The 19,771-nt window shown below is 70.0% G+C and carries 20 protein-coding genes; 9 read left to right on the top strand and 11 right to left on the bottom strand.

Going from position 1 to position 19,771, the window contains the following annotated elements; genetic code table 11:
• Positions 1–51: 51 nt before the first annotated feature.
• Positions 52–1,359 carry a M50 family metallopeptidase gene (locus ACFQVD_RS43550; RefSeq protein WP_343983366.1) on the bottom strand — a complete coding sequence of 436 codons (1,308 nt, stop codon included), beginning with the start codon at positions 1,357–1,359 and terminating at the stop codon, positions 52–54.
• Between the two features lie 200 nt (positions 1,360–1,559).
• On the opposite strand from ACFQVD_RS43550, the gene ACFQVD_RS43545 reads away from it, so the two are divergent.
• On the top strand, positions 1,560–2,153 hold the full coding sequence (locus ACFQVD_RS43545; RefSeq protein ID WP_343983369.1) for a response regulator transcription factor: 594 nt from the start codon (positions 1,560–1,562) through the stop codon (positions 2,151–2,153).
• Between the two features lie 13 nt (positions 2,154–2,166).
• On the opposite strand, the gene ACFQVD_RS43540 is transcribed toward ACFQVD_RS43545, so the two are convergent.
• Positions 2,167–3,282 carry a PP2C family protein-serine/threonine phosphatase gene (locus ACFQVD_RS43540; protein WP_343983372.1) on the bottom strand — a complete coding sequence of 372 codons (1,116 nt, stop codon included), beginning with the start codon at positions 3,280–3,282 and terminating at the stop codon, positions 2,167–2,169.
• Positions 3,283–3,400: 118 nt separating this feature from the next.
• Between ACFQVD_RS43540 and ACFQVD_RS43535 the strand changes: the two genes are divergently transcribed.
• Together ACFQVD_RS43535 and ACFQVD_RS43530 are read left to right on the top strand one after the other, a co-directional pair.
• The gene (locus tag ACFQVD_RS43535) at positions 3,401–4,630 is read left to right on the top strand and encodes a GNAT family N-acetyltransferase (protein ID WP_343983375.1); all 1,230 of its coding nucleotides are present in this window, start codon (positions 3,401–3,403) and stop codon (positions 4,628–4,630) included.
• A gap of 83 nt (positions 4,631–4,713) precedes the next feature.
• Positions 4,714–4,860: a hypothetical protein gene (locus ACFQVD_RS43530; protein WP_343983377.1), complete on the top strand. Its 147-nt coding sequence runs from the start codon at positions 4,714–4,716 to the stop codon at positions 4,858–4,860.
• 3 nt (positions 4,861–4,863) lie between these two features.
• On the opposite strand, the gene ACFQVD_RS43525 is transcribed toward ACFQVD_RS43530, so the two are convergent.
• Entirely contained in the window at positions 4,864–5,331 is a 468-nt protein-coding gene (locus tag ACFQVD_RS43525; RefSeq protein ID WP_343983380.1) for a ribose-5-phosphate isomerase, read from the bottom strand.
• A gap of 97 nt (positions 5,332–5,428) precedes the next feature.
• Here ACFQVD_RS43525 and def point away from each other — a divergent pair, with 97 nt between their 5' ends.
• A complete protein-coding gene (gene def, locus ACFQVD_RS43520) occupies positions 5,429–5,917 on the top strand; it encodes a peptide deformylase (protein WP_343983383.1) in 489 nt (162 codons plus the stop codon).
• Between the two features lie 42 nt (positions 5,918–5,959).
• Here the strand turns inward: def and ACFQVD_RS43515 are convergent, their stop codons facing one another.
• Positions 5,960–7,369 carry an aldehyde dehydrogenase family protein gene (locus ACFQVD_RS43515; protein WP_343983386.1) on the bottom strand — a complete coding sequence of 470 codons (1,410 nt, stop codon included), beginning with the start codon at positions 7,367–7,369 and terminating at the stop codon, positions 5,960–5,962.
• 171 nt (positions 7,370–7,540) lie between these two features.
• A complete protein-coding gene (locus ACFQVD_RS43510; RefSeq protein ID WP_343983389.1) occupies positions 7,541–8,161 on the bottom strand; it encodes a mycothiol-dependent nitroreductase Rv2466c family protein in 621 nt (206 codons plus the stop codon).
• Between the two features lie 219 nt (positions 8,162–8,380).
• Between ACFQVD_RS43510 and pepN the strand changes: the two genes are divergently transcribed.
• On the top strand, positions 8,381–10,948 hold the full coding sequence (gene pepN / locus ACFQVD_RS43505) for an aminopeptidase N (protein WP_343983392.1): 2,568 nt from the start codon (positions 8,381–8,383) through the stop codon (positions 10,946–10,948).
• A 239-nt stretch (positions 10,949–11,187) separates the two neighbouring features.
• A complete protein-coding gene (locus ACFQVD_RS43500) occupies positions 11,188–12,150 on the top strand; it encodes a hypothetical protein (RefSeq protein ID WP_343983395.1) in 963 nt (320 codons plus the stop codon).
• A 45-nt stretch (positions 12,151–12,195) separates the two neighbouring features.
• Here the strand turns inward: ACFQVD_RS43500 and ACFQVD_RS43495 are convergent, their stop codons facing one another.
• From ACFQVD_RS43495 to ACFQVD_RS43480, 4 genes are read right to left on the bottom strand one after another with little or no spacing between them, the layout of a single operon-like run.
• Positions 12,196–12,747, bottom strand: a complete 552-nt coding sequence (locus tag ACFQVD_RS43495) for a hypothetical protein (RefSeq protein WP_343983398.1) — start codon at positions 12,745–12,747, stop codon at positions 12,196–12,198.
• Positions 12,748–12,791: 44 nt separating this feature from the next.
• Positions 12,792–13,154, bottom strand: a complete 363-nt coding sequence (locus ACFQVD_RS43490) for a DUF5130 family protein (protein ID WP_343983401.1) — start codon at positions 13,152–13,154, stop codon at positions 12,792–12,794.
• A 35-nt stretch (positions 13,155–13,189) separates the two neighbouring features.
• Positions 13,190–13,489, bottom strand: a complete 300-nt coding sequence (locus ACFQVD_RS43485; RefSeq protein ID WP_343983404.1) for a hypothetical protein — start codon at positions 13,487–13,489, stop codon at positions 13,190–13,192.
• Between the two features lie 38 nt (positions 13,490–13,527).
• Positions 13,528–14,949, bottom strand: coding sequence for an amidase (locus tag ACFQVD_RS43480; protein ID WP_343983407.1), 1,422 nt, complete (start codon positions 14,947–14,949; stop codon positions 13,528–13,530).
• 354 nt (positions 14,950–15,303) lie between these two features.
• On the opposite strand from ACFQVD_RS43480, the gene ACFQVD_RS43475 reads away from it, so the two are divergent.
• From ACFQVD_RS43475 to ACFQVD_RS43465, 3 genes are all read left to right on the top strand, one after another.
• Positions 15,304–15,927, top strand: coding sequence for a nuclease-related domain-containing protein (locus ACFQVD_RS43475; protein ID WP_343983410.1), 624 nt, complete (start codon positions 15,304–15,306; stop codon positions 15,925–15,927).
• Between the two features lie 155 nt (positions 15,928–16,082).
• On the top strand, positions 16,083–17,921 hold the full coding sequence (gene ilvD, locus ACFQVD_RS43470) for a dihydroxy-acid dehydratase (protein WP_343983413.1): 1,839 nt from the start codon (positions 16,083–16,085) through the stop codon (positions 17,919–17,921).
• Between the two features lie 81 nt (positions 17,922–18,002).
• Positions 18,003–18,485, top strand: a complete 483-nt coding sequence (locus tag ACFQVD_RS43465; protein ID WP_343983416.1) for a helix-turn-helix transcriptional regulator — start codon at positions 18,003–18,005, stop codon at positions 18,483–18,485.
• 72 nt (positions 18,486–18,557) lie between these two features.
• Here ACFQVD_RS43465 and ACFQVD_RS43460 read toward each other — a convergent pair whose 3' ends face one another.
• The gene (locus ACFQVD_RS43460) at positions 18,558–18,779 is read right to left on the bottom strand and encodes an FmdB family zinc ribbon protein (protein WP_343983419.1); all 222 of its coding nucleotides are present in this window, start codon (positions 18,777–18,779) and stop codon (positions 18,558–18,560) included.
• A gap of 105 nt (positions 18,780–18,884) precedes the next feature.
• Positions 18,885–19,706 (bottom strand): GNAT family N-acetyltransferase, encoded by an 822-nt coding sequence (locus ACFQVD_RS43455; RefSeq protein ID WP_364155559.1) that lies wholly within the window; start codon positions 19,704–19,706, stop codon positions 18,885–18,887.
• Positions 19,707–19,771 lie beyond the last annotated feature (65 nt).

Raw genomic sequence — 19,771 nt, 5'->3', positions numbered from 1 at the left:
CGCAACCCTAACGCCTGCGGGGGGCGAGGGGCGCCCCCCGCCAGAAGATGGTCAGCCGGCCAGCCGGACCGGGTTGACCAGATCGGCGTACATCAGCAGGCCCGCCATGATGACCATCAGGAAGGCGATCGCGTACGTGAGCGGAAGCGCCTTGGCGATGTCGACGTGGCCGGGGGCAGGACGGCGGGCGACGCGAGCGAAGCCGCGCTTGAGGCCCTCCCAGAGGCCACCGGCGATGTGGCCGCCGTCCAGCGGGAGCAGCGGGATCAGGTTGAACAGGCCGATCGCCAGGTTGAAGCCCGCCAGCAGGTTGATGAAGACGACGATCTTGTTCTCCAGCGGGATCGCGGAGGCGGCGATCTCCCCGCCGATGCGGCTGACGCCGATGACGCCGATCGGGCCGTTCTTGTCACGCTCGTCACCGGAGAAGGCGGCGTTCCAGACGCCCACCATCTTCTCGGGGAACCTGAGCAGCGCGGAGGCGGTGGCCGAGGTGAGATCCCACATGTGCTCGGTCACGGCGCCGAAGCTCTGCTGCTCTATGGCGATCTTCGGGCTGACCCCGAGGTACCCGACACCCTTTTCGATCTTGCCGGGCTCGTCGAGCGACTCGCGGTCCTGGGCGATGAGGGTGGCGTTGACGGTCAGCTCCTGCCCCCCGCGCCTGATACCGATCGCGATCGGCCCCGCGCCGTGGTCGCGGATGGCCCGCGTCGCGGCGTCCCAGCTCGCGGCGGGCCTGCCCGCCACGGCCACGATGACGTCCCCCGGCCTCAGCCCCGCCACGCTGGCCGGGCTGGGCTTGTCGGCCGCGGTGCACTCCTGGTTCTTGGCATAGTCGGCCGCGGTCTTCACGCACTGCGGGATCGAGGCGATCTCGGTCTTCTGCACAGGGATGCCGAACCCCATGAGCACGACGCCGAACAGGACGAACGCCAGCACGAAGTTCATCGCCGGACCGCCGGACATGATGATGACCTTCTGCCACCAGGGCTTGCGGTAGAACACCCGGTTCTCGTCGCCCGGCTGCACGTCCTCCAGGGCCACGTCACGCGCGTTCTCGATCAGGCCCTGCCACGGCCCGGTGGAGACCGAGCGCACCTTGCCCGGGGCGTCGGTGGGCCGGGGCGGCAGCATGCCGATCATCCGGATGTAGCCGCCGAGCGGGAGCCACTTGATCCCGTACTCGGTTTCGCCCTTGCGGCGCGACCACATCGTCGGGCCGAAACCGACCATGTACTGGGTGACCTTGACGCCGAACAGCTTGGCCGGCACCAGGTGGCCGATCTCGTGCAGCCCGATCGACACCATCAGTCCCACGAGGAATACAACGACTCCGACCACGGAGAGCCAGCTCACAGGTTCATACTCCCATCGCGGTTTCACCGACAATGCCCCATAAGAGATTAGCCGAAGTATCCGGCCTTCACGGCCCCGTTCCTCGTCGGGTCACCTGCGGACACTTTGCCGATCAGCCACATTTTGTTGACATTCAGCGATCGTCCGATCACTCTTTGATGAGGTCGAGGGTGAGAGATCGGAGCGTTTTGATCGGAATTTTGGTTGCCGAACACCTACCCCTGATACGGCGCGGGCTGGTGGCCTCGCTGGAGGGCGAGAGCGACATGCGGGTGGTGGCCGACGTGGCCGACGGCGAGGACGTCGTGCCCGCCGTTCTGCGGCACGCGCCCGAGACCGCGGTCATCGACCTCGACCTGCCCGGGGCCGACGGTTTCACCACCGCCCTCCGGCTGCACGAGGAGGCTCCCCGCTGCAGTGTCCTGCTGCTCTCCCGCGCCCCGAACCCGGGTCAGGTCCGCCGCGCCTTCGCCGTCCACGCGCTCGGTTTCATGAGCCTGGAGGTCGACCCCGGGCAGCTGGCCGACGGCGTCCGCCAGGTCGCGGCCGGCCGCCGCGCGGTCGACTCCGAACTCGCGGTGGCGGCCCTGAGGTCGGCGGACAACCCCCTGACCCGCCGGGAGCTCGACGTGCTCCGACTGGTCGCGCGGGGCGCCAGGTCCGGCGAGATCGCCGACCAGCTGTTCCTCTCCGTGGGAACGGTCCGCAACCACCTGTCACGGATCATGTGCAAGACCCAGGCCCGCAACCGTCTCGACGCCGTGCGCATCGCCGACGACTCCGGGTGGCTCTGACGCCCTTCACGCCTCAGGGGCGCCAGATGAGGATGAGGGCGCAGTCGTCGTTGTGCCCCGCCGACATGGAGGTGACCAGGTTACGGGCGCCGTCGCGGAACCCGGAGGGCACCAGGCGCTCGGCCTCTCCCAGCAGGCGGTCGAGGCCCGCGTCGATGTCGCGCCCCGGCTGCTCGATCAGGCCGTCGGTGTAGAGCATGAGCGCGTCCCCCTTGCGGAGCATCCCCTGGTCCGCCTCGCAGTGCAGGTCGGGCACGACGCCGAGGACGACGCCCTTGGCCGTGGAGACCCGCCACGTCCCCGCGCCCGACTCGTACTTGACCACCGGCGGGTGACCGGCCGAGGTGATCACGTACTCGCCCGTCGCGAGGTTGAGCCGCAGGTGGACCGCGGTGACGAAGCCCTCGGCCTCACGCTGGCGGTGCAGGTAGGTGTTGCAGGCGGGCAGGAAGTCGTCGACCGAGCCGAGCAGCCCGCCGAAGGTGCCCGACAGCAGCAGTGCCCGGGTGCCCGCGTCGACGCCCTTGCCGGACACGTCGACCAGGGCGAGCTCCATCGTGTCGCCCTCGCGGATGGAGACCAGGAAGTCACCGCCGAAGGAGGATCCTCCGGCCTGCTTGAGCACCACCTTGGAGCCCCACTCCTTGGACAGCGGGGGCAGGTCGCTCTGGCTCTTGAGACGGTCGCGCAGCTCCAGCAGCATCGCGTCGCCGCGCAGGCCCTGCACGCCGAGCTTGCCCCGGGTACGGGCCATCAGCGCGGCCAGCACGGCGGTGAAGCCGAAGGTGACCAGCAGGCCGGGGCCGATGTAGTCCACCCCTCGCACCGCGGCCACGTAGATCAGCGAGGCCGCGACCGCGCACAACAGCTTGACGAGGCTGTTCAGCCGGAGCTGAAGCCCGGCCACCAGGGTGATCGGGATCATGAGCGCCGGGGAGAACCACTCCATGGAGACCCTCGCGGCCAGCACACCGATCGCCAGGGTCAGCAGGATCAGCGTGATGAGCAGGTTACGGTCGCGCGCCAGAGGGCCCCGGCGCAGCAGACGCACGATGGGGACGAGAAGCGGGATGCGGACCAGGAACGCGCGGAGCGCCGGGGGAAGCAGCGGCACCGGACGGGAACTCATGATGCGCCTGACTGTATCTGGCTATCCCCCTTTTGGGCAGCCGACTTGACCAATGCCTTGATCACTAAGCGTGGATATTAGCTGGCCGGAACTGTTTGTCCCATCTACCGTGTGAAAAATGACTCTTAGCCTGCGTCCGATCGCCGAAGCCGAGTGGTCCGGTTGGATGACCGTGGAGGAGGAGGCGTTCGGCGCTCCCATCCTCCCGCACCGAGCGGAGCTGTACCTGGGCGTCACCGAGTTCGACCGCTCGCTCGGCGTGTTCGACGGCGATCTGCTCGTCGGCTGCACGGCGGTGTGCAGTTTCACCATGACCGTACCCGGCGGCCCGATCCCGGTCGGCGGCGTCACCGCGGTCGGCGTGCTGCCCTCCCATCGTCGCCGGGGCGTCCTCTCCTCGCTGATGACCCGCCAGCTCTCCGACCTGCACGAGCGGGGTGAGGCGGTCGCCGCGCTCTACGCCTCCGAGGCCGCGATCTACGGGCGCTACGGCTACGGCAGGGCCGCGGACAGCCTGGTCTTCCGGATCCCCACGGCGAAGGCGGCCTTCACCCGGCACGCCCCCGTCGATCCGGGCCTGCGGCTGCGTATCGTCAGGCCCGCGGAGGCCAGGGCCACCTTCGAGAAGATCCACGATTCGGCGCTCGACGAGCGTCCGGGACTGTACGCCCGCACGTCCGGGCGCTGGGACTCGGTGCTGAGCGACCACGAGGCCGACCAGGGCGGCGCCGGACCGCTGCGCGCCGTGGTCGTCGAGGACGATCACGGCGCGCGGGGCTACGCGCTCTTCAGGATCAGGCCGAGCTGGACCGAGGACGACGTCTTCGACGGTGAGCTGCGGCTCAAGGAGCTGTTCGGTCTCGATCCCGCCGCCTACGCGCTGCTCTGGCGGCACCTGCTGGACCGTGATCTGGTCTCGCACGTCACCGCCCAGAACCGACCCTCGGACGACCCGCTGATCCACCTGCTGGCCGAACCCCGCATGCTCCACGCGCGCTGGCTGGACGAGCTGTGGATCCGCGTCGTGGACGTCGAGCGGGCCCTTCCGGCCCGCCGCTACTCCGCGCCCGTGGACGTGGTGATCGACGTCGAGGACGACGTCTGCCCGTGGAACGCGCGCCGCTGGCGGCTGACCGCCGACACCTCCGCCGCCCGCTGCGTGCCCTGCGACGATCCGGCCGACCTGGCAATGCCGGTCTCCGTACTGGGCGCGGCCTACCTGGGCGGGCGCCCGCTGGCGGCCCTGCTGGCGGCGGGGGTGGTACGCGAGTCGCGCGCGGGGGCCCTGCGGGAGCTGTCCACCGCGATGTCGTGGGATGCCGCCCCCTGGGGCGGGACGATCTTCTGACCAGGGCCACGACCGCCCGGCCTGATCAAGGCCGGGCCCGGACACGGCCTGCCCTGAGGGGCCGGGCGGGTTATGGTTGCGGCATGGCACTGCAGAGCTTGCAGATCAACGCGATCACCGCGATGCGGGCGCGAGACGTCTCGCGCCCGACACAGGAGCAGCAGGAGAGCGCGGACCGCCGCCCGCTGCGCGACGAGACGCCCCGCAAGGAGCCCACGCGCAGGCGGTGAGGACTACGGCAGCGGCGGAAGCTGACCGATGGTCTCGTACGAGGTGATCTGAGCGATCCGGCGGTTGTGGCGCTCGGCCCCGGAGTACGAGGTGTTGAGGAATACCTCGACGAACCGGGTCGCCTCCTCCTCCGGGTGCATCCGCGCGCCGATGCTGACGACGTTGGCGTTGTTGTGCTCGCGGGCGAGCCTGGCGGTCTCCTCGCTCCAGGCCAGCGCGGCGCGGATGCCGCGCACCTTGTTGGCCGCGATCTGCTCGCCGTTGCCCGAACCGCCGATGACGACCCCCAGGCTGCCCTGGTCGTCCACGACGCCCTGGGCCGCGCGCAGCACGAACGGCGGGTAGTCGTCCTCCGCGTCGTAGACGAAGGGACCGCAGTCCACGACATCGTGGCCGTGCTCCTTCAGCCAGGAGACGATGTGGTTTTTGAACTCATAGCCGGCATGGTCGGCACCGATGTAGACGCGCACCCACCCAGTTTCGCAGGTGTGCGCGGGCGGCTTCACCCGGCCCCGGCTAGAGTAATGGCCCCTATGCTCACCCAACCCTTACAAGAGAGAACTCCACATGCGTGACATCCGAGTGGTCGGTGACCCCGTCCTGCGCACGCCCGCCGAGCCGATCACCGAGTTCGACCGCGACCTGCGGCGCATGATCGACGAGATGTTCGACGTGATGTACGCCGCACAGGGCGTCGGCCTGGCGGGCCCGCAGATCGGCGTGTCGAAAAGGATCTTCGTCTACGACTGCAGCAACCGCAAGGGGCACGTGATCAACCCTGAGCTGACCGTGGACGACGACTCCGAGATCCTCGACGAGGAGGGCTGCCTGTCCGTTCCCAGCCGCGAGACCGGCACCCCGCTCTACGCCAGGACGCCCCGGGCCGCCGGCGTGACGGTAAGCGGCCTGGACCGGCTGGGGCGGCCGATCCAGCTCAGGGCCCGCGGCCTGCTGGCACGCTGCTTCCAGCACGAGACCGACCATCTCGACGGCATGCTCTACGTGGACCGGCTGGCCAAGGACGCGGCCAGGAAGGTCCTGCTCCAGGCGCCCTGATCCGGCGGGCCGGCCGGGCGCGGACAGCCCGCGCCGGCGCCCTCAGAGCTGGATCGCCTTGATCTCCAGATACTCCTCAAGGCCGAACTCGCCCAGCTCGCGGCCGAGGCCCGACTGCTTGTAGCCGCCGAAGGGGGCTCGCGGATTGAACTGGCCGCCGTTGATCGCCACCTGGCCGGTGCGCAGCCGTCGTGCGACCTCGACCGCGCGCTGCTCGCCCCCCGCCCACACCGCGCCCGCCAGGCCGTACGGGGTGCCGTTGGCGATGGCGACGGCCTCGTCCTCACCCCGGGTGTAGGGGATGATCGTGAGGACCGGGCCGAAGATCTCCTCCTGCTCGATCACCATCCCCGGCTCCACCCCGGCGAACACCGTGGGCTCCACGTAGAAACCACGCTCCAGCGGCCGGTCGGTGCCTCCGGCGACCAGCCTGGCGCCCTCCTCCTGGCCCCGGTTGATGTAGCGGATCACCCGGTCACGCTGGGCCGCCGACACGAGCGGGCCGAGCCGGGTCGCCTCGTCGAAGGGATCGCCGACCGTGTACTTCCGGGCGGCCTCGACGACGAGCCGGACCACCTCGTCGTACTGGTCCCGGTGGACGATCATGCGGGTCCAGGCGGAGCAGGTCTGGCCGGAGTTGAGGAAGGCGTTGGCCACCGTCGCCTTGGCCGCCGCCGGAAGGTCCGCGTCCGGCAGGACCAGGCTGGCGGACTTGCCGCCGAGCTCCAGGGCCACCCGCTTGATCGTCTCGGCCGCGAGCGAGGCGACCCGGCGCCCGGCCCCGGTGGAACCGGTGAACGACACCATGTCCACCTCCGGGTGGGTGACCAGGGCCTCGCCCACCACCGGGCCGTGACCGCTGAGCATGTTGAAGACCCCGGCGGGCAACCCGACCTCGTCGAAGATCCCGGCGAGCGCGAAGGCCGCCAGCGGAGCCACCTCGCTGGGCTTCAGCACGACGGTGCAGCCCGCGGCGAGCGCGGCGCCCACCTTGCAGACGACCTGGTGGAGGGGGTAGTTCCAGGGGGTGATGGCGGCGACCACCCCGACCGGCTCCCTGAGGACGCGGGAGTTGCCGACCCGCCCGCCCTCGAAGTCGTAGGTCTCGGCCAGCTGGGCGTAGGAGGCCAGCACCCCGGCCGGCATCAGCGTCTGCACCCTCATCGCCACGCCGTACGGCGCGCCCATGTCCGTGGCGATGATCCTGGCCATCTGGTCGGAGCGTTCTCGGATCAGCCCGGCGGCGGCGGCGAGGATCCGGCCTCGCTCGGCGGGAGCCGTCGCCGACCAGGAGGGGAAGGCCTCGCGGGCGGCGGCCACGGCGACCTCGACGTCGGCGGGCGTCCCGGCGGGCACCCTGTCGATCAGCTCCTCGGTCGCCGGGTTGATCACGTCGATGCTCTCGCCCGACGTGGAGGGCCGCCAGGCTCCGTCCAGATAAAGGTGACGCATACCCCTCATCTTTGCGCGCGTGCCCTTGTTCCGCGAGGGCACGGCGGGTACGGCGGTCACGCGGAGATCATCGTTGTGCGGGAGCACAGTAGTGGTCCCGCCGGACGCGCCCCGCCTCCCCACCCGCCCGGCCATGCGCGGCGGGCCGGGAGGAGAGGGCCGGGCGGCGGATCAGTCGAAGATCGGACGCCTGTCCCTGGACCGCTTGAGCTCGAAGAAGCCGTCGGTGGCCGCGACCAGCCGTACCCCGTCCCAGAGCTTGCCCGCGTCCTCGCCCTTGGGCGCGGGCGAGATGACCGGGCCGAAGAAGGCGACGCCTTCGACCGAGATCACCGGGGTGCCGACCTCCTGGCCGACCCGCTCGATGCCGTCGTTGTGCGAGGCGCGGAGTGCCTCGTCGAACTCCGTCGAGTCCATCGCGTCGGCGAACGTGCGGTCGAGCCCGGCGGCCTCCAGTGCCTCCTCGACGGTCTCGCGGAGCGTGTCGAGCTCCTTGACCCTGCCCTGGTTGTGAAAGCGGGTGCCAAGCTCGGTGTAGAGGCGGCCCACCGTCTCGGAGTCGTACTTCTCCTGCACGGCGGTGACCACCCGGACCGGGCCGATGGCCTTGGCGATCATCTCGCGGTAGCTGTCGGGGACCTCCTTGTCCTCGTTCAGCACGTTGAGGCTCATGATGTGCCAGCGCGGCTCGATCGGCCGCACCTTCTCCACTTCCAGCAGCCAGCGAGAGGTCATCCACGCGAACGGGCAGAAAGGGTCAAACCAGAGGTCGACGGGGGTTCGCTCAGTCATCTTCTCGGCTTCCTGGTCGTAAGGCTTCGTCGACAGCGACAACCCGGACACCCGAGTTCCCTATTCCATGGGTGGATTAATCCCTTTACATGTGACTTTATTCTCAAATTTAATGATCAGCTCATAGGTTGTGCCGACGCCGCGCGTCGCGGACTTACGTGGCAGGATTCAGTCACCCCCTAGCAACGGAGCGGGGGAAGTTGTTAAGAGGGAGCGGTAGTGGCAGGCAATCTGACCCGTGACGAGGCGCGCGAGCGCGCACGGCTGCTCAGCGTGCAGTCCTATACGGTGGAGCTCGACCTGACCGAGGGTGAGGAGCGCTTCGAGAGCGTCACCACGGTCCGCTTCACCAGCACCCGCCCGGGTGCCGAGACGTTCGTCGACCTGGCCGGCGCGAAGGTGCGCAAGGCGGTCCTGAACGGCGTCGAGCTGGACGTGAGCGGCTATGACCCGGAGACCGGACGGCTGCCGCTGCCGGATCTGGCCGGGACCAACGAACTGCGCGTGGACGCCGACTGTTCCTACACCCGCACCGGTGAGGGCCTGCACCGCTTCGTCGACCCGGTCGACAAGAGCGTCTATCTGTACAGCCAGTTCGAGACGGCCGACGCGCACCGGATGTACGCGTGCTTCGACCAGCCCGACCTGAAGGCCACCTTCGAGCTGACCGTGCTCGCGCCGTCCCACTGGGAGGTCATCTCCAACGCGGCGCCCGACTCGGCCGAGGAACTGGCGGAACACCATGGCAGGCACGGCGCGCTCCAGGCGGCCAAGCGCTGGCACTTCCCGCCCACCCCGGTGATGTCGACCTACATCACCGCGCTGTGCGCCGGGCCCTACCACAAGGTGACCTCCGAGCACGACGGCATCCCGCTGGGCCTGTACTGCCGGGCCTCGCTCGCCGAGCACCTCGACCCGGAGAACCTCTTCGAGGTGACCAGGCAGGGCTTCGACTTCTTCCACGAGATCTTCGGCGTCCGCTACCCGTTCGGGAAGTACGACCAGCTCTTCGTCCCCGAGTTCAACGCCGGGGCGATGGAGAACGCGGGCTGCGTGACCTTCCTGGAGGACTACGTCTTCCGCTCGCGCGTCACCGACGCGATGATCGAGCGCCGCGCCGAGACGATCCTGCACGAGATGGCGCACATGTGGTTCGGTGACCTGGTCACCATGCGCTGGTGGGACGACCTGTGGCTGAACGAGTCGTTCGCCACCTACGCCTCGGTGCTCTGCCAGGCCGAGGCCACCCGCTGGGGCCAGGGCGCCTGGACCACCTTCGCCAACGTCGAGAAGTCCTGGGCCTACCGCCAGGACCAGCTGCCCTCGACCCACCCGATCGCCGCCGACATCGTCGACATGCACGCGGTCGAGGTCAACTTCGACGGGATCACGTACGCCAAGGGCGCCTCGGTCCTCAAGCAGCTCGTCGCCTACGTGGGGCTGGACAACTTCCTGGCCGGGGTACGCGACTACTTCCGCGAGCACGCCTGGGGCAACACCACGCTCGCGGACCTGCTCGGCGCGCTGGAGCGCACCTCGGGGCGCGACCTGTCCTCCTGGTCCAAGGAGTGGCTGGAGACCTCCTGGGTCAACACGCTGCGCCCGTCGTTCACCACCGACCCCGAGGGCCGCTTCATCGAGTTCGACGTGCTCCAGGAGGCCCCCGCCGACTACCCGACGCTGCGCTCGCACCGCGTGGCCATCGGCCTGTACTCCCTGCGGGACGACAGGCTGGTCCGGGTGCGGCGAGTCGAGCTGGACGTGGTCGGCGCGCGCACCGCGGTGGCCGAACTGGTCGGCGAGGTACAGCCGGACCTGATCCTGATCAACGACGACGACCTGACCTACGCCAAGGTCAGGCTCGACGAGCGGTCACTGCAGACCGTGGTGAACGGCGGCATCGGCAAGTTCACCGAGTCCCTGCCCCGTGCGCTGTGCTGGTCGGCCGCCTGGGACATGACCCGGGACGCCGAGATGTCCGCCCGCGACTACCTCGCCCTGGCCCTCTCCGGGATCCAGTCGATCACCGACATCACGGTCGCCCAGACCGTGCTCCGCCAGACCCGCCTGGCCCTCCAGCAGTACGCCGACCCCGCCTGGCGCGCCCAGGGCCTGGCCCGGCTGAACGCCGCGCTGCGCGACCTGGTCACCGGTGCCGCGCCCGGCTCCGACTACCAGCTCGCCTACCTGAACGCGCTGGCGTCCACCGCCACCTCAGCCGAGGACCTGGCGTTCCTGAAGGGGCTGCTGGACGGTGAGACCGTACTCGACGGCCTCACCGTCGACACCGACCTGCGCTGGACGCTGACCAGCGCCCTGGTCTCCGGCGGCCTGTTCGGCGAGGAGGACATCGCTCAGGAGCTGCTGCGCGACGCCACCGCGACGGGCGAGCGTTCCGCCGCGCTCTCCCGCGCCTTGATCCCGACGGCCCAGGGCAAGGCGAACGCCTGGACCGCGATCATCGAGGGCAAGCTGAGCGGCGCGCTGCTCCGCTCGACGATCGTCGGCTTCATGGACGCGCGCCATCCGGAGCTGCTGGAGCCGTACGCGGCGAAGTACTTCGAGGAGATCGGCAGGATCTGGAAGTCCTGGACCTCCGACAGCGCTCAGAACTTCGCCAACGGCTGCTACCCGGCTCTGGTCATCTCCCCCGAGACGGTCGCCAGGACCCAGGACTTCATCTCGGCCGACCAGCCGCCGCACGCCCTGCGGCGCCTGCTGCTCGAGGGCGCCGACGGTATCGGCCGCGCCCTGCGCGCCCAGGCCAAGGACGCGTCCACGGACTGACCTCGCCGCGGAGCCGGACGGACACCCCTCGCCAGGACGGGCGGGGGGTGTCCGTCCGGTGCGTCGTCACCGGCCGCTGAGGCCAAGCGGTCCTGAGCACCTTGGGGCGAACACTGGTAGAGATAGGTGTCAACCGCAAGGAACACCCCATGTCCGGCTCCGCCCGGTCATCAAGATCTCGCCGGGGGGTGCGGACCCCGGGCTCCGGCCCCGGAAAGCGAAGTCAAGAGAGGGCCCCCGTGGAATCGGCACGTGATCTGCTCATCTCCCTGGCCAGGAGGTACGCCTTTGGTGATGTCGGAGCCCTCGCCTCCGGTGTCGTGGAGAAAGCGGGTGACATCGAGGCGGCGTGCGAGTTCGGCCAGCGACTGCTCTCGCTCGACGCGGAGGACTTCGCCGCCGAGGCGCGGGCCGTACCGAGTGACCTGCGGCGGCGTGCTCGGGCCTGCACGATGCCGCAGACGCCCCGCGAGCAGCCACGCGGCGCGCTGGAGTCGCTGCGGCCCGCGTACGGGCTGCTGCTGGAGGTCATCGCGGTCAGGTGGCACCGCCGGGAACTGAGTCCCATGGTCGCCGCCATCCACATCGCCAGCGAGTATCTCCCGCTGCTCGCGTTCGAGCCGGTACTCGGCAACGCCGGTGATCCCGCGCGCTGGCCGGAGGGCCTGACCGCGCCGGACAGCAGGTTCGGGGTGATCGGCGACCGCGAGTGCGACCACACGAAGGCCGAGCAGTCGGCGGTCAACCGGACACTGCGCGTGGCGGGAGAGCCCGCCGAGGGATGGCGCGCCTACTTCGACCGCCAGCACAGCCAGGTCGCCGGGGCGCTGGCCACCTGCGTGGCCGACTGCCGCAGCCCCTGCACCGCGATGGACTGGGTGCGCGCGGACCGCCGCGACGACCTCGCCCTGCGTGCCGGTGTGGCGCTGGCCTTCGCCGAGACCCCGCTGGTGCGGCTGCGCCACGCCGCTCCGGTGGGCCACGGGTTCGGCGTGCCCTCTCCCGAGGAGGTCACCGAGGCCTGGGAGCGCAGCCGGACCATCCTGGCCAAGAACGAGGTGGGCGCCGAGGCGTCCGGTGACGACGGCTTCCCCCTGCCGGGGCTGCCGGCCCTGTTCTCCGCCGTCGCGGGCGCCCCGGTGACGCCCTCGACGCTGCTGACGGACATCAGCCGCCATCTGGTGCGGCTTCTCCAGTCCTGAGCCGGCCCTGATACGGCCCTGAGCCGACGCTGCCGGCGGGGCCGATCAGAGCAGCCGGCTGACGCACGCCGACAGCGCGCAGCAGATGACGGAGAGCAGCATCAGCCAGACGCCCCGGCGGATGTAGCGCCGCTTGGCGTCTCCGACGGCGCTAAGCCTTCTGATCTCCAGGACGAGCAGGTCGACCCTGTCGCCAGGCCTCGATCCCGGCCGTACCTCGCCGCCGAACCCTCCGGGATAGAACCGGCGTCTCTCCAGCGTCCTGCCCGCCAGCCCCGCGGTACGGCGGTAGAGGGCTCCGACGAGCATGAGGATCCCCATCAGCCAGAAGAACATGCCGGCCCACCAGAGCCATTCGATCTTGCTGGACAACTCGCCGGGCCTCCAGTACCCGTTCAACAGCCCGACGACGACGGCACCGGCTGCCGCGCCCGTCGTGACCAGCAGGATGACCGCCGTCTCGTCCTCCTCGCGGACCCTCGCCCGGACCTCGGCGAATGCCTCCTGCACGTAGCCGATGATCATGTCGGGCTCCCGCGCCGCCGGGAACCCCCTGGAAGAGCGACCCAGCAGCGCGTTCCACCTGATCCTCAGCACAAGCCGATTATCCGGGAAAATCATCTTCGCTCAGCGCGAACGGATCAGCCGCGCCGCGATGCCCGGTCGGCCAGCAGCAGGACTCCGGTGACCACCCCGCCCACCAGGTCGCCCAGGCCGAGGATCGCGGCCATCGACATCGCGGCCGCGCGGCATTCGGCGTCGGGCAGCCACGCCCTGGCCCGCGGACCCGTGACGATCTCCAGTGCCCTCCCGCCATGGTCCACGAAGACGAGCACCGCCCTGTCGGCCTCCTCTCCCAGCGCGGCGTGCAGCCGCTCCGAGAAGTGACGGCGCGGGCCGATCGCCGGCCCGAGATAGGCGGCGAAGCGCAGCCCGGTGAGCCGCTCCGCGGTGCGCAGGGCCCCGCGGACGTCGTCCCCCTCCGTCGAGGTCAGGGTCAGCATCTCGGTACCTCGCCTCCGTCGGCCCTCGCCGGGCCTCACCAGGCCGCCGACGCTCCACCGGTGTGCCGTCCCGGCTCGGCGGTCTCCGCGAGCGAGACCCAGTCTGCCTCAGGCGCCGGAGACGGGCTCGGACGCCGCTCCGTCAGCACCAGAACGGCATCGCTGACCCCGCGCTCGCTGCCGAACGGTCCCCCCAGCCAGACCGCACCCGCCGACGTGCTCCTCGCGGCCCTGTCGCGCATCCTGCCGGGCATCGTCACAAGCAGGACGATGAGCAGGAACAGGCCACCGGAGACCCCGATGAGAAAGCCCAGGACCTCGATCGCGCTGTCCATCTCTCAAAAGTAACCCCAGGTCGGCGGCCCGTCGAGGACTACCAGGTGGTGGGCCTGCGCTCACCCCAGAAACCCCCGCGAGCAGCCTCGATCTGCGACGACACGGAGATCAGGGTGCCCTCGTCGCCGAACCTGCCGGCCAGCATCACGCCGATCGGGAGGCCGTCCGCGCTCCAGTGCAGCGGCAGGTTGACCGCGGGCTGGCCGCTGATGTTGTAGATGGCGGGGAAGGCGGCGAACCGCTTCATCCGCTCGAAGGTCTCCTCGGGGCCCTCGACGTCCTCGAACCAGCCCACGGGCCTGGGCGGTTGCGTCACGGTCGGGGTGAGCACCGCGTCGTAGGAGTCGGTCGCCAGCAGGCCGAACCGGGTGGCGAGCTGCAGCGCCGACTGGGCCTGCAGGAAGTCGGGGGCCGGGGTGGCGAAGCCGCGCTCGCGCAGCCAGGCGGTCAGCGGCCGGAGCCTGTCCTGCCTGGTCAGATCGACCGGGTGCATGCACGAGAACGCGTACCAGAGCGTCACGAACTGCGGCACCGTGTCCGGCCCGAACGGCGGGGCGATGTCGACCACCTCGTGTCCGAGCGCCGCCAGCTCCGCCGAGGCGTGCTCGTAGGCGGCGAGCACCTCGGGGTCCACGACGACGCCGGGGACCAGCGGCTCGGCGTAGCGGGCGATCCGCAGGCGACCGGGGTCGCGGCCCACGTACGCGTGGAAGGAGCCGAGTTCCGGCGGCGGCGCGTGATAGAGATCGCCGGGGTTGTGGTGGACCATCACGTCGAGCAGCGCGGCGGCGTCGGCGACGGTTCTGGTGATCGGGCCGTTGGTCGACAGGCCGGCCAGGTCGGGAACTATCGGTGCGAAGCTGATCCTGCCCCGGGAGGGCTTGATACCGAACAGCCCGCAGACCGAGGCGGGGATGCGGATCGACCCGGCGCCGTCGCTGCCCTGCGCGGCGGGGGCCAGGCCCGCGGCGACCGCCGCCGCCGCGCCGCCGCTGGACCCGCCGGCCGACCGGGAGAGATCCCACGGGGTGCGGCTGGGCGCCGAGACGGAGGTCTCGGTGTAGCACGGCAGCCCGAACTCGGGCGTCGCGGTCTTGCCGAGCATGATCGTCCCAGCGTCCCTGAGCCGCTCGACCACGCTGTCGTCCACCGGCGCGACGAAGTCCTCATAGGTGGCCGAGCCGAAGTGGATCGGCACGCCCTTGACGAGGTTGAGGTCCTTGATCGGGATCGGCACCCCGGCCAGGGGCGAGGGATCGTCTCCGGCGAGCACCCTCGCCTCGACCTTGTGCGCCTGTTCCAGGGCGAGTTCGGGGGTCACGGTTACGTACGCGCCGATCTGGGGGTCCAGGCGGGCGATCCGGTCGAGGTAGTGCTCGGTGATCTCGACGGGCGAGACCTCCCTGCGCCGCACGGCTGCCGCCTGCTGCAGAGCGTTAAGATCGTGAATGTGAGCCACGCCCCGCACAGTAGGCGCAGAACGCGCGGTTATCCAGAGTGGAAGCCCATAGATACCCGGTTCATAGCAGCGCCAAGCGGGTGACGGCGGTCACAAAAGTATGAGATACGCAATACTAGGCACCCCCCGAGGATGTCAGCTACCGTGAGTTACGTGGATTCCGGTCAGGTACCAGAAGACGGTAACACTACGTCACCGATTTGGGTCAGTGACCGACAGGCCGAGGACCGGCCGACGTCTCGACCCGCCGCACCAGCGTCTACGTACGCACCCGTCGAGCGCGCGGCGCTGCGCAGCCTGCTCGATCACCCCAAGTACCGCCACCTGCGCCGACGCGTTCTCGTCGCGGTCGGCGTGGGCGTGCTCGCAGCCATCCTGCTGGCCAGCTGGCAGCTGGGCTTCACCGCCGCCGTGGTGGCCGCGATCGTCGACACCGTGCTTCACGCCCGTTCCAACTCGTCGGTGCCCGCCTGGCGGCGCTCCTCGGTCGCGGAACGGCGGACGGAGATGCAGTTGAAACGGCTGGAGCGCGGGGGCTACCGCACCCTGCACGCCCGTGCGATCCCCGGCAGCGAGGCCCAGATCGACCACCTGGTCGTGGGTCCCACCGGCGTCTACGCGGTCGACTCCGAGAAGTGGGACAAGCGCCTGCCCGTCCGCGTCCAGTCGCACCGCAAGCTGTTCCACGGCCCGTTCAACCAGAAGCCACGTCTCGACGAGGCACGCTGGGAGGCGTCCCAGGCCGCCGAACTGATCGGCGCGGAGCTCGGCCGTGAGGTCACGATCGTGCCGTCTCTGGCGATCTACGGCCCGGCCATCCCCTGGAAGGTCCTCAACGTCCGCGAGGTGGACGTATTCGACGGCAGTCGTGTCCGTAAATGGATCACCAAGCGGGAGCGCTCACTCACTGACGCCGAGATCGACAGGATCTACGAGGTCGCCGAGCAGGTCCTGCCCGCGCGCTACCCGGAGAACTGACCTCGCCGGCTCTCCCGCACGGTGTTCGCGAAGCGACGGTGTTCGCGGAACCTGTGGTCACGGACCCGATGTCTCATGGCATGGGCGGTCGTCTCACGCGCTGAGCGGTGGCCGTACCATTCATAGACCACGGTTTCGATGATGGGAGAAGCCTCATGCCCGCCCTCAGGTCTCGTACGGTCACTCACGGCAGGAACATGGCCGGGGCCCGGGCCCTACTCCGGGCGACGGGCGTAGCCGGCGAGGACTTCGGGAAACCGATCATCGCCGTGGCCAACAGCTTCACCCAGTTCGTCCCCGGGCACGTCCACCTGCGCGAGGTCGGCGACGTGGTGGCCGGCGCGATCCGCGAGGCGGGGGCGATCCCCCGCGAGTTCAACACGATCGCGGTCGACGACGGCATCGCGATGGGGCACGGCGGCATGCTGTACTCGCTGCCCAGCCGCGAACTGATCGCGGACGCGGTCGAGTACATGGTCAACGCGCACTGTGCCGACGCGCTGATCTGCGTCTCCAACTGCGACAAGATCACTCCGGGCATGCTGCTCGCCGCCTTCCGGCTGAACATCCCCACGGTCTTCGTCTCCGGCGGTCCGATGGAGGCGGGCAAGACCCCCAACGGGAAACTCGACCTGATCGACCCGATGATCGCCGCGGCCAACGACGCCGTCTCCGACGCGGAGCTGCTGGAGATGGAGGAGAACGCCTGCCCGACCTGCGGTTCGTGCAGTGGCATGTTCACCGCCAACTCGATGAACTGCCTCGCCGAGGCCATCGGCCTCGCGCTTCCGGGCAACGGCACGATCCTGGCCACGCACAAGGCGCGCAGGAAGCTGTTCGAGGACGCCGGACGCCGGCTCGTGGAGATCACCCGCCGCTACTACGAGCAGGACGACGAGACGGTCCTGCCACGCGCCATCGCGACCAAGGACGCGTTCGAGAACGCCATGGCGCTGGACGTGGCGATGGGCGGCTCGACCAACACGATCCTGCACATCCTCGCCGCGGCCCGCGAGGCCCAGGTCGACTTCGGGCTGAAGGAGATCAACGAGATCTCGCTGCGGGTGCCCTGCCTGTGCAAGGTCGCCCCCGCCACCGCGAAGTACCACGTCGAGGACGTCCACCGCGCCGGCGGCATCCCGGCGATCCTGGGCGAGCTCGACCGGGGCGGCCTGCTCCACCGCGACGCCTACACGGTCAACGGCGGCACCCTGGGCGACTACCTCGACTCCTGGGACCCGCAGTCGCCGCGCGCGCTGCCCGAGGCCCTTGAGCTGTGGCACGCGGGTCCCGGCAACGCCCGCACCGTGAAGCCCTTCTCCCAGGGAGCCCGCTGGGAGGAACTGGACCTCGACCGGTCCGAGGGCTGCGTGCGCGACATCGAGCACGCCTACACCCGCGACGGCGGCCTGGCCGTCCTCTACGGCAACATCGCCACCGAGGGCTGCATCGTCAAGACCGCCGGGGTCGACGAGTCGATCTGGAGGTTCGAGGGCCCCGCGGTGGTCTTCGAGTCGCAGGACGACGCGGTCGAGGGCATCCTCAACAACAAGGTCAAGGCCGGCGACGTCGTGGTGATCCGCTACGAGGGGCCGAAGGGCGGGCCCGGCATGCAGGAGATGCTCTACCCCACCTCGTTCCTCAAGGGCAAGGGGCTGGGCAAGGAGTGCGCGCTGATCACCGACGGCCGCTTCTCCGGCGGAACGAGCGGCCTGTCCATCGGTCACGCCTCCCCCGAGGCGGCCGAGGGCGGCACCATCGCGCTCGTCGAGGACGGCGACCTCGTCACGATCGACATCCCCGGCCGCTCGATCGAGCTGAAGGTCTCCGAGGAGGAACTGGCCGCCCGCCGGGAGAAGCTCCTGGCCGATCTGGGCGGCTACCGGCCGCGGACGCGCCAGCGCCCGGTGAGCGCCGCGCTGCAGGCATACGCCGCGCTCACCACCTCCGCCTCCACAGGTGCCTCGCGCGACCTGTCACAGCTGTCGCGCTGACCTGGGCTTCCTATCGGACAGAGATGCCTTACCCGATAGGAAGTTCGAAAAAATGTCAGTGCTCGGACGTATCATCTGGGTATGACTAGCGTCATGAAGCTCACCACCCCGCTGACGGCCGCCGAGATCGCCGCCCTCGCCCTGTCGATGGCACATCTGGGGTCGGGCCCGCAGGCCAACGCCGCCCGCAGCGGCCTGCGTCATGCGTTCGAGCAGATGGAGATCGACGACGACGTCGTCGCCACCACCCTGATGACCCTCACCGAGCCGATGCCCGCCCCGATCGCCGACCGCGCCCGGACGATCGCCAACGCCATCACCTCAGGCCTCGTCATCCGCCTCCACTACCGCGACGTCTCCGGGCGGATCACAGTCCGTGACGTCGACCCGGTGACCTGCATGGTCCACCGCGAATACTGGTATCTCGTCGGCATGTGCCGCATGCGTCACGGGATCCGGGCGTTCCGGTTCGACCGGATCGTCGCCACCGAACCCACCTTCGTACCGGCCCGCCCGCACCGAGCCGAGGGATTCCTGCCCTTCCAGGGCAAGCGCGCCGCGTAGCCGGTCGCGGTCAGGTCGGCTCGAGCCGCCACCCCGGCCGGTCCGGGCCGGGCTGGCGGACTCCCGATGTGGTCAGCCGCAGCAGCCGCCGCCGCAACACCCGCCGCCACCACCGGAAGGCCGGGGCGCGGCCGGGGAACTCGCGGAGCCGCCGGTCACCGCGACGGTGGACAACAGCTTGACCGTGTCGTCGTGGCCGTCGGGGCAGAGCGCCGGCTCACCGGAGCGTGCCATCGGACGGGAGATCTCAAAGGTGGACCCGCAGGCGCGGCAGCGGAAGTCGTATCGGGGCATGACCCCAAGGTTACCCGGCTCGCTCGCCGATCACCCGTGCCGCCGGTGTCCTGTCTCCTCTCGTGAGGCTTCCCCGGGCAGGCGGGAAAGGCGCGCCGAGAAAGGTCAGGCGAAGGTGATGGAGGCGTAGTCGGCCACCGGCCGGTAGCCGATCGCCCGGTAGATCGAGTTGGACGTGGGGTTGGACAGGTCCGTGAAGAGCAGCACGTCCTCGGCGCCCTCGGTGAGCACCTTGGCGCTCACGGCATGCGAGAGCGCGGTGCCGTAGCCCTTCCGCCGAAACTCCGCGGGCGTGTAGACGGGGCCGACCCGAGACATCCCGCCGATGGGCGAGGAGGCCCCGGCGAACGCGACGGGCCGCCCGCCCGCCTCCCACACGACCAGTTCCCGTCTGGCGATCCGGCTGGCCACCAGCGGGGTCAGGTCGACGGGGCCGACCGCCTCGGCCTCGGCCTGGAACTCCTCACCCCACCGGACCAGGAGATCGAGGTCGTCGGCGACGGCCACCCGCGAGGCCCCTCGCGGAGCGGGGTCCGGGCCGACCAGCGCGTCGAGCCGGTAGAGGCGTTCCGCACGACGTTTGGCCTCGGGCCGCCACCAGGAGGCGGCGAACGCCTCGGCCAGCGGGAGCGGCCCGGCCACGCCGGGGACCGCCCGTTCCTTCTCGATCAGGTCGGTGGCGAGGTCGAGCACGGTGTCGGCGGGGATGTCGGGGAGCAGAAGGGCGTGCGGAGGCGTCTGGATCGCGGTCGCCACGATCCGGCCGCCGCGCTCCAGCCTGCCCAGCAGCACGTCATCGCCCCACAGACCGCTCCGTACGGCGCGCAGGACCGTGAGAGGGACGGTGTTGCGGACCGGATCCCGCAGCAGCCACGGCTCCGCCATCCCCGCGTACACCTCGATGTCGGAGGTGAAGGTCCATGTCATGACCATGATTGTGCCCATCGGGGGTCGTCGGCGCCAACGGGCCTGCCGCCGTGATCAACGCCGTG

The sequence above is a fragment of the Streptosporangium amethystogenes subsp. fukuiense genome, from assembly GCF_042665875.1.
In the GTDB taxonomy this organism is placed as follows: Bacteria; Actinomycetota; Actinomycetes; order Streptosporangiales; family Streptosporangiaceae; genus Streptosporangium; species Streptosporangium fukuiense.
This window is presented reverse-complemented; position numbering and strand designations above follow the sequence as displayed.

What these genes read in the sequence shown, in the direction of transcription:
- ACFQVD_RS43485 (WP_343983404.1), bottom strand. Translation starts at nt 13,489, where the DNA reads ATGGACAGCGCGATCGAGGTCCTGGGCTTTCTCATCGGGGTCTCCGGT.
- ACFQVD_RS43535 (WP_343983375.1), top strand. Translation starts at nt 3,401, where the DNA reads ATGACTCTTAGCCTGCGTCCGATCGCCGAAGCCGAGTGGTCCGGTTGG.
- ilvD (WP_343983413.1), top strand. Translation starts at nt 16,083, where the DNA reads ATGCCCGCCCTCAGGTCTCGTACGGTCACTCACGGCAGGAACATGGCC.
- ACFQVD_RS43455 (WP_364155559.1), bottom strand. Translation starts at nt 19,706, where the DNA reads ATGACATGGACCTTCACCTCCGACATCGAGGTGTACGCGGGGATGGCG.
- ACFQVD_RS43460 (WP_343983419.1), bottom strand. Translation starts at nt 18,779, where the DNA reads ATGCCCCGATACGACTTCCGCTGCCGCGCCTGCGGGTCCACCTTTGAG.
- ACFQVD_RS43490 (WP_343983401.1), bottom strand. Translation starts at nt 13,154, where the DNA reads ATGCTGACCCTGACCTCGACGGAGGGGGACGACGTCCGCGGGGCCCTG.
- ACFQVD_RS43515 (WP_343983386.1), bottom strand. Translation starts at nt 7,369, where the DNA reads ATGCGTCACCTTTATCTGGACGGAGCCTGGCGGCCCTCCACGTCGGGC.
- ACFQVD_RS43465 (WP_343983416.1), top strand. Translation starts at nt 18,003, where the DNA reads ATGACTAGCGTCATGAAGCTCACCACCCCGCTGACGGCCGCCGAGATC.
- ACFQVD_RS43510 (WP_343983389.1), bottom strand. Translation starts at nt 8,161, where the DNA reads ATGACTGAGCGAACCCCCGTCGACCTCTGGTTTGACCCTTTCTGCCCG.
- ACFQVD_RS43530 (WP_343983377.1), top strand. Translation starts at nt 4,714, where the DNA reads ATGGCACTGCAGAGCTTGCAGATCAACGCGATCACCGCGATGCGGGCG.
- ACFQVD_RS43540 (WP_343983372.1), bottom strand. Translation starts at nt 3,282, where the DNA reads ATGAGTTCCCGTCCGGTGCCGCTGCTTCCCCCGGCGCTCCGCGCGTTC.
- def (WP_343983383.1), top strand. Translation starts at nt 5,429, where the DNA reads ATGCGTGACATCCGAGTGGTCGGTGACCCCGTCCTGCGCACGCCCGCC.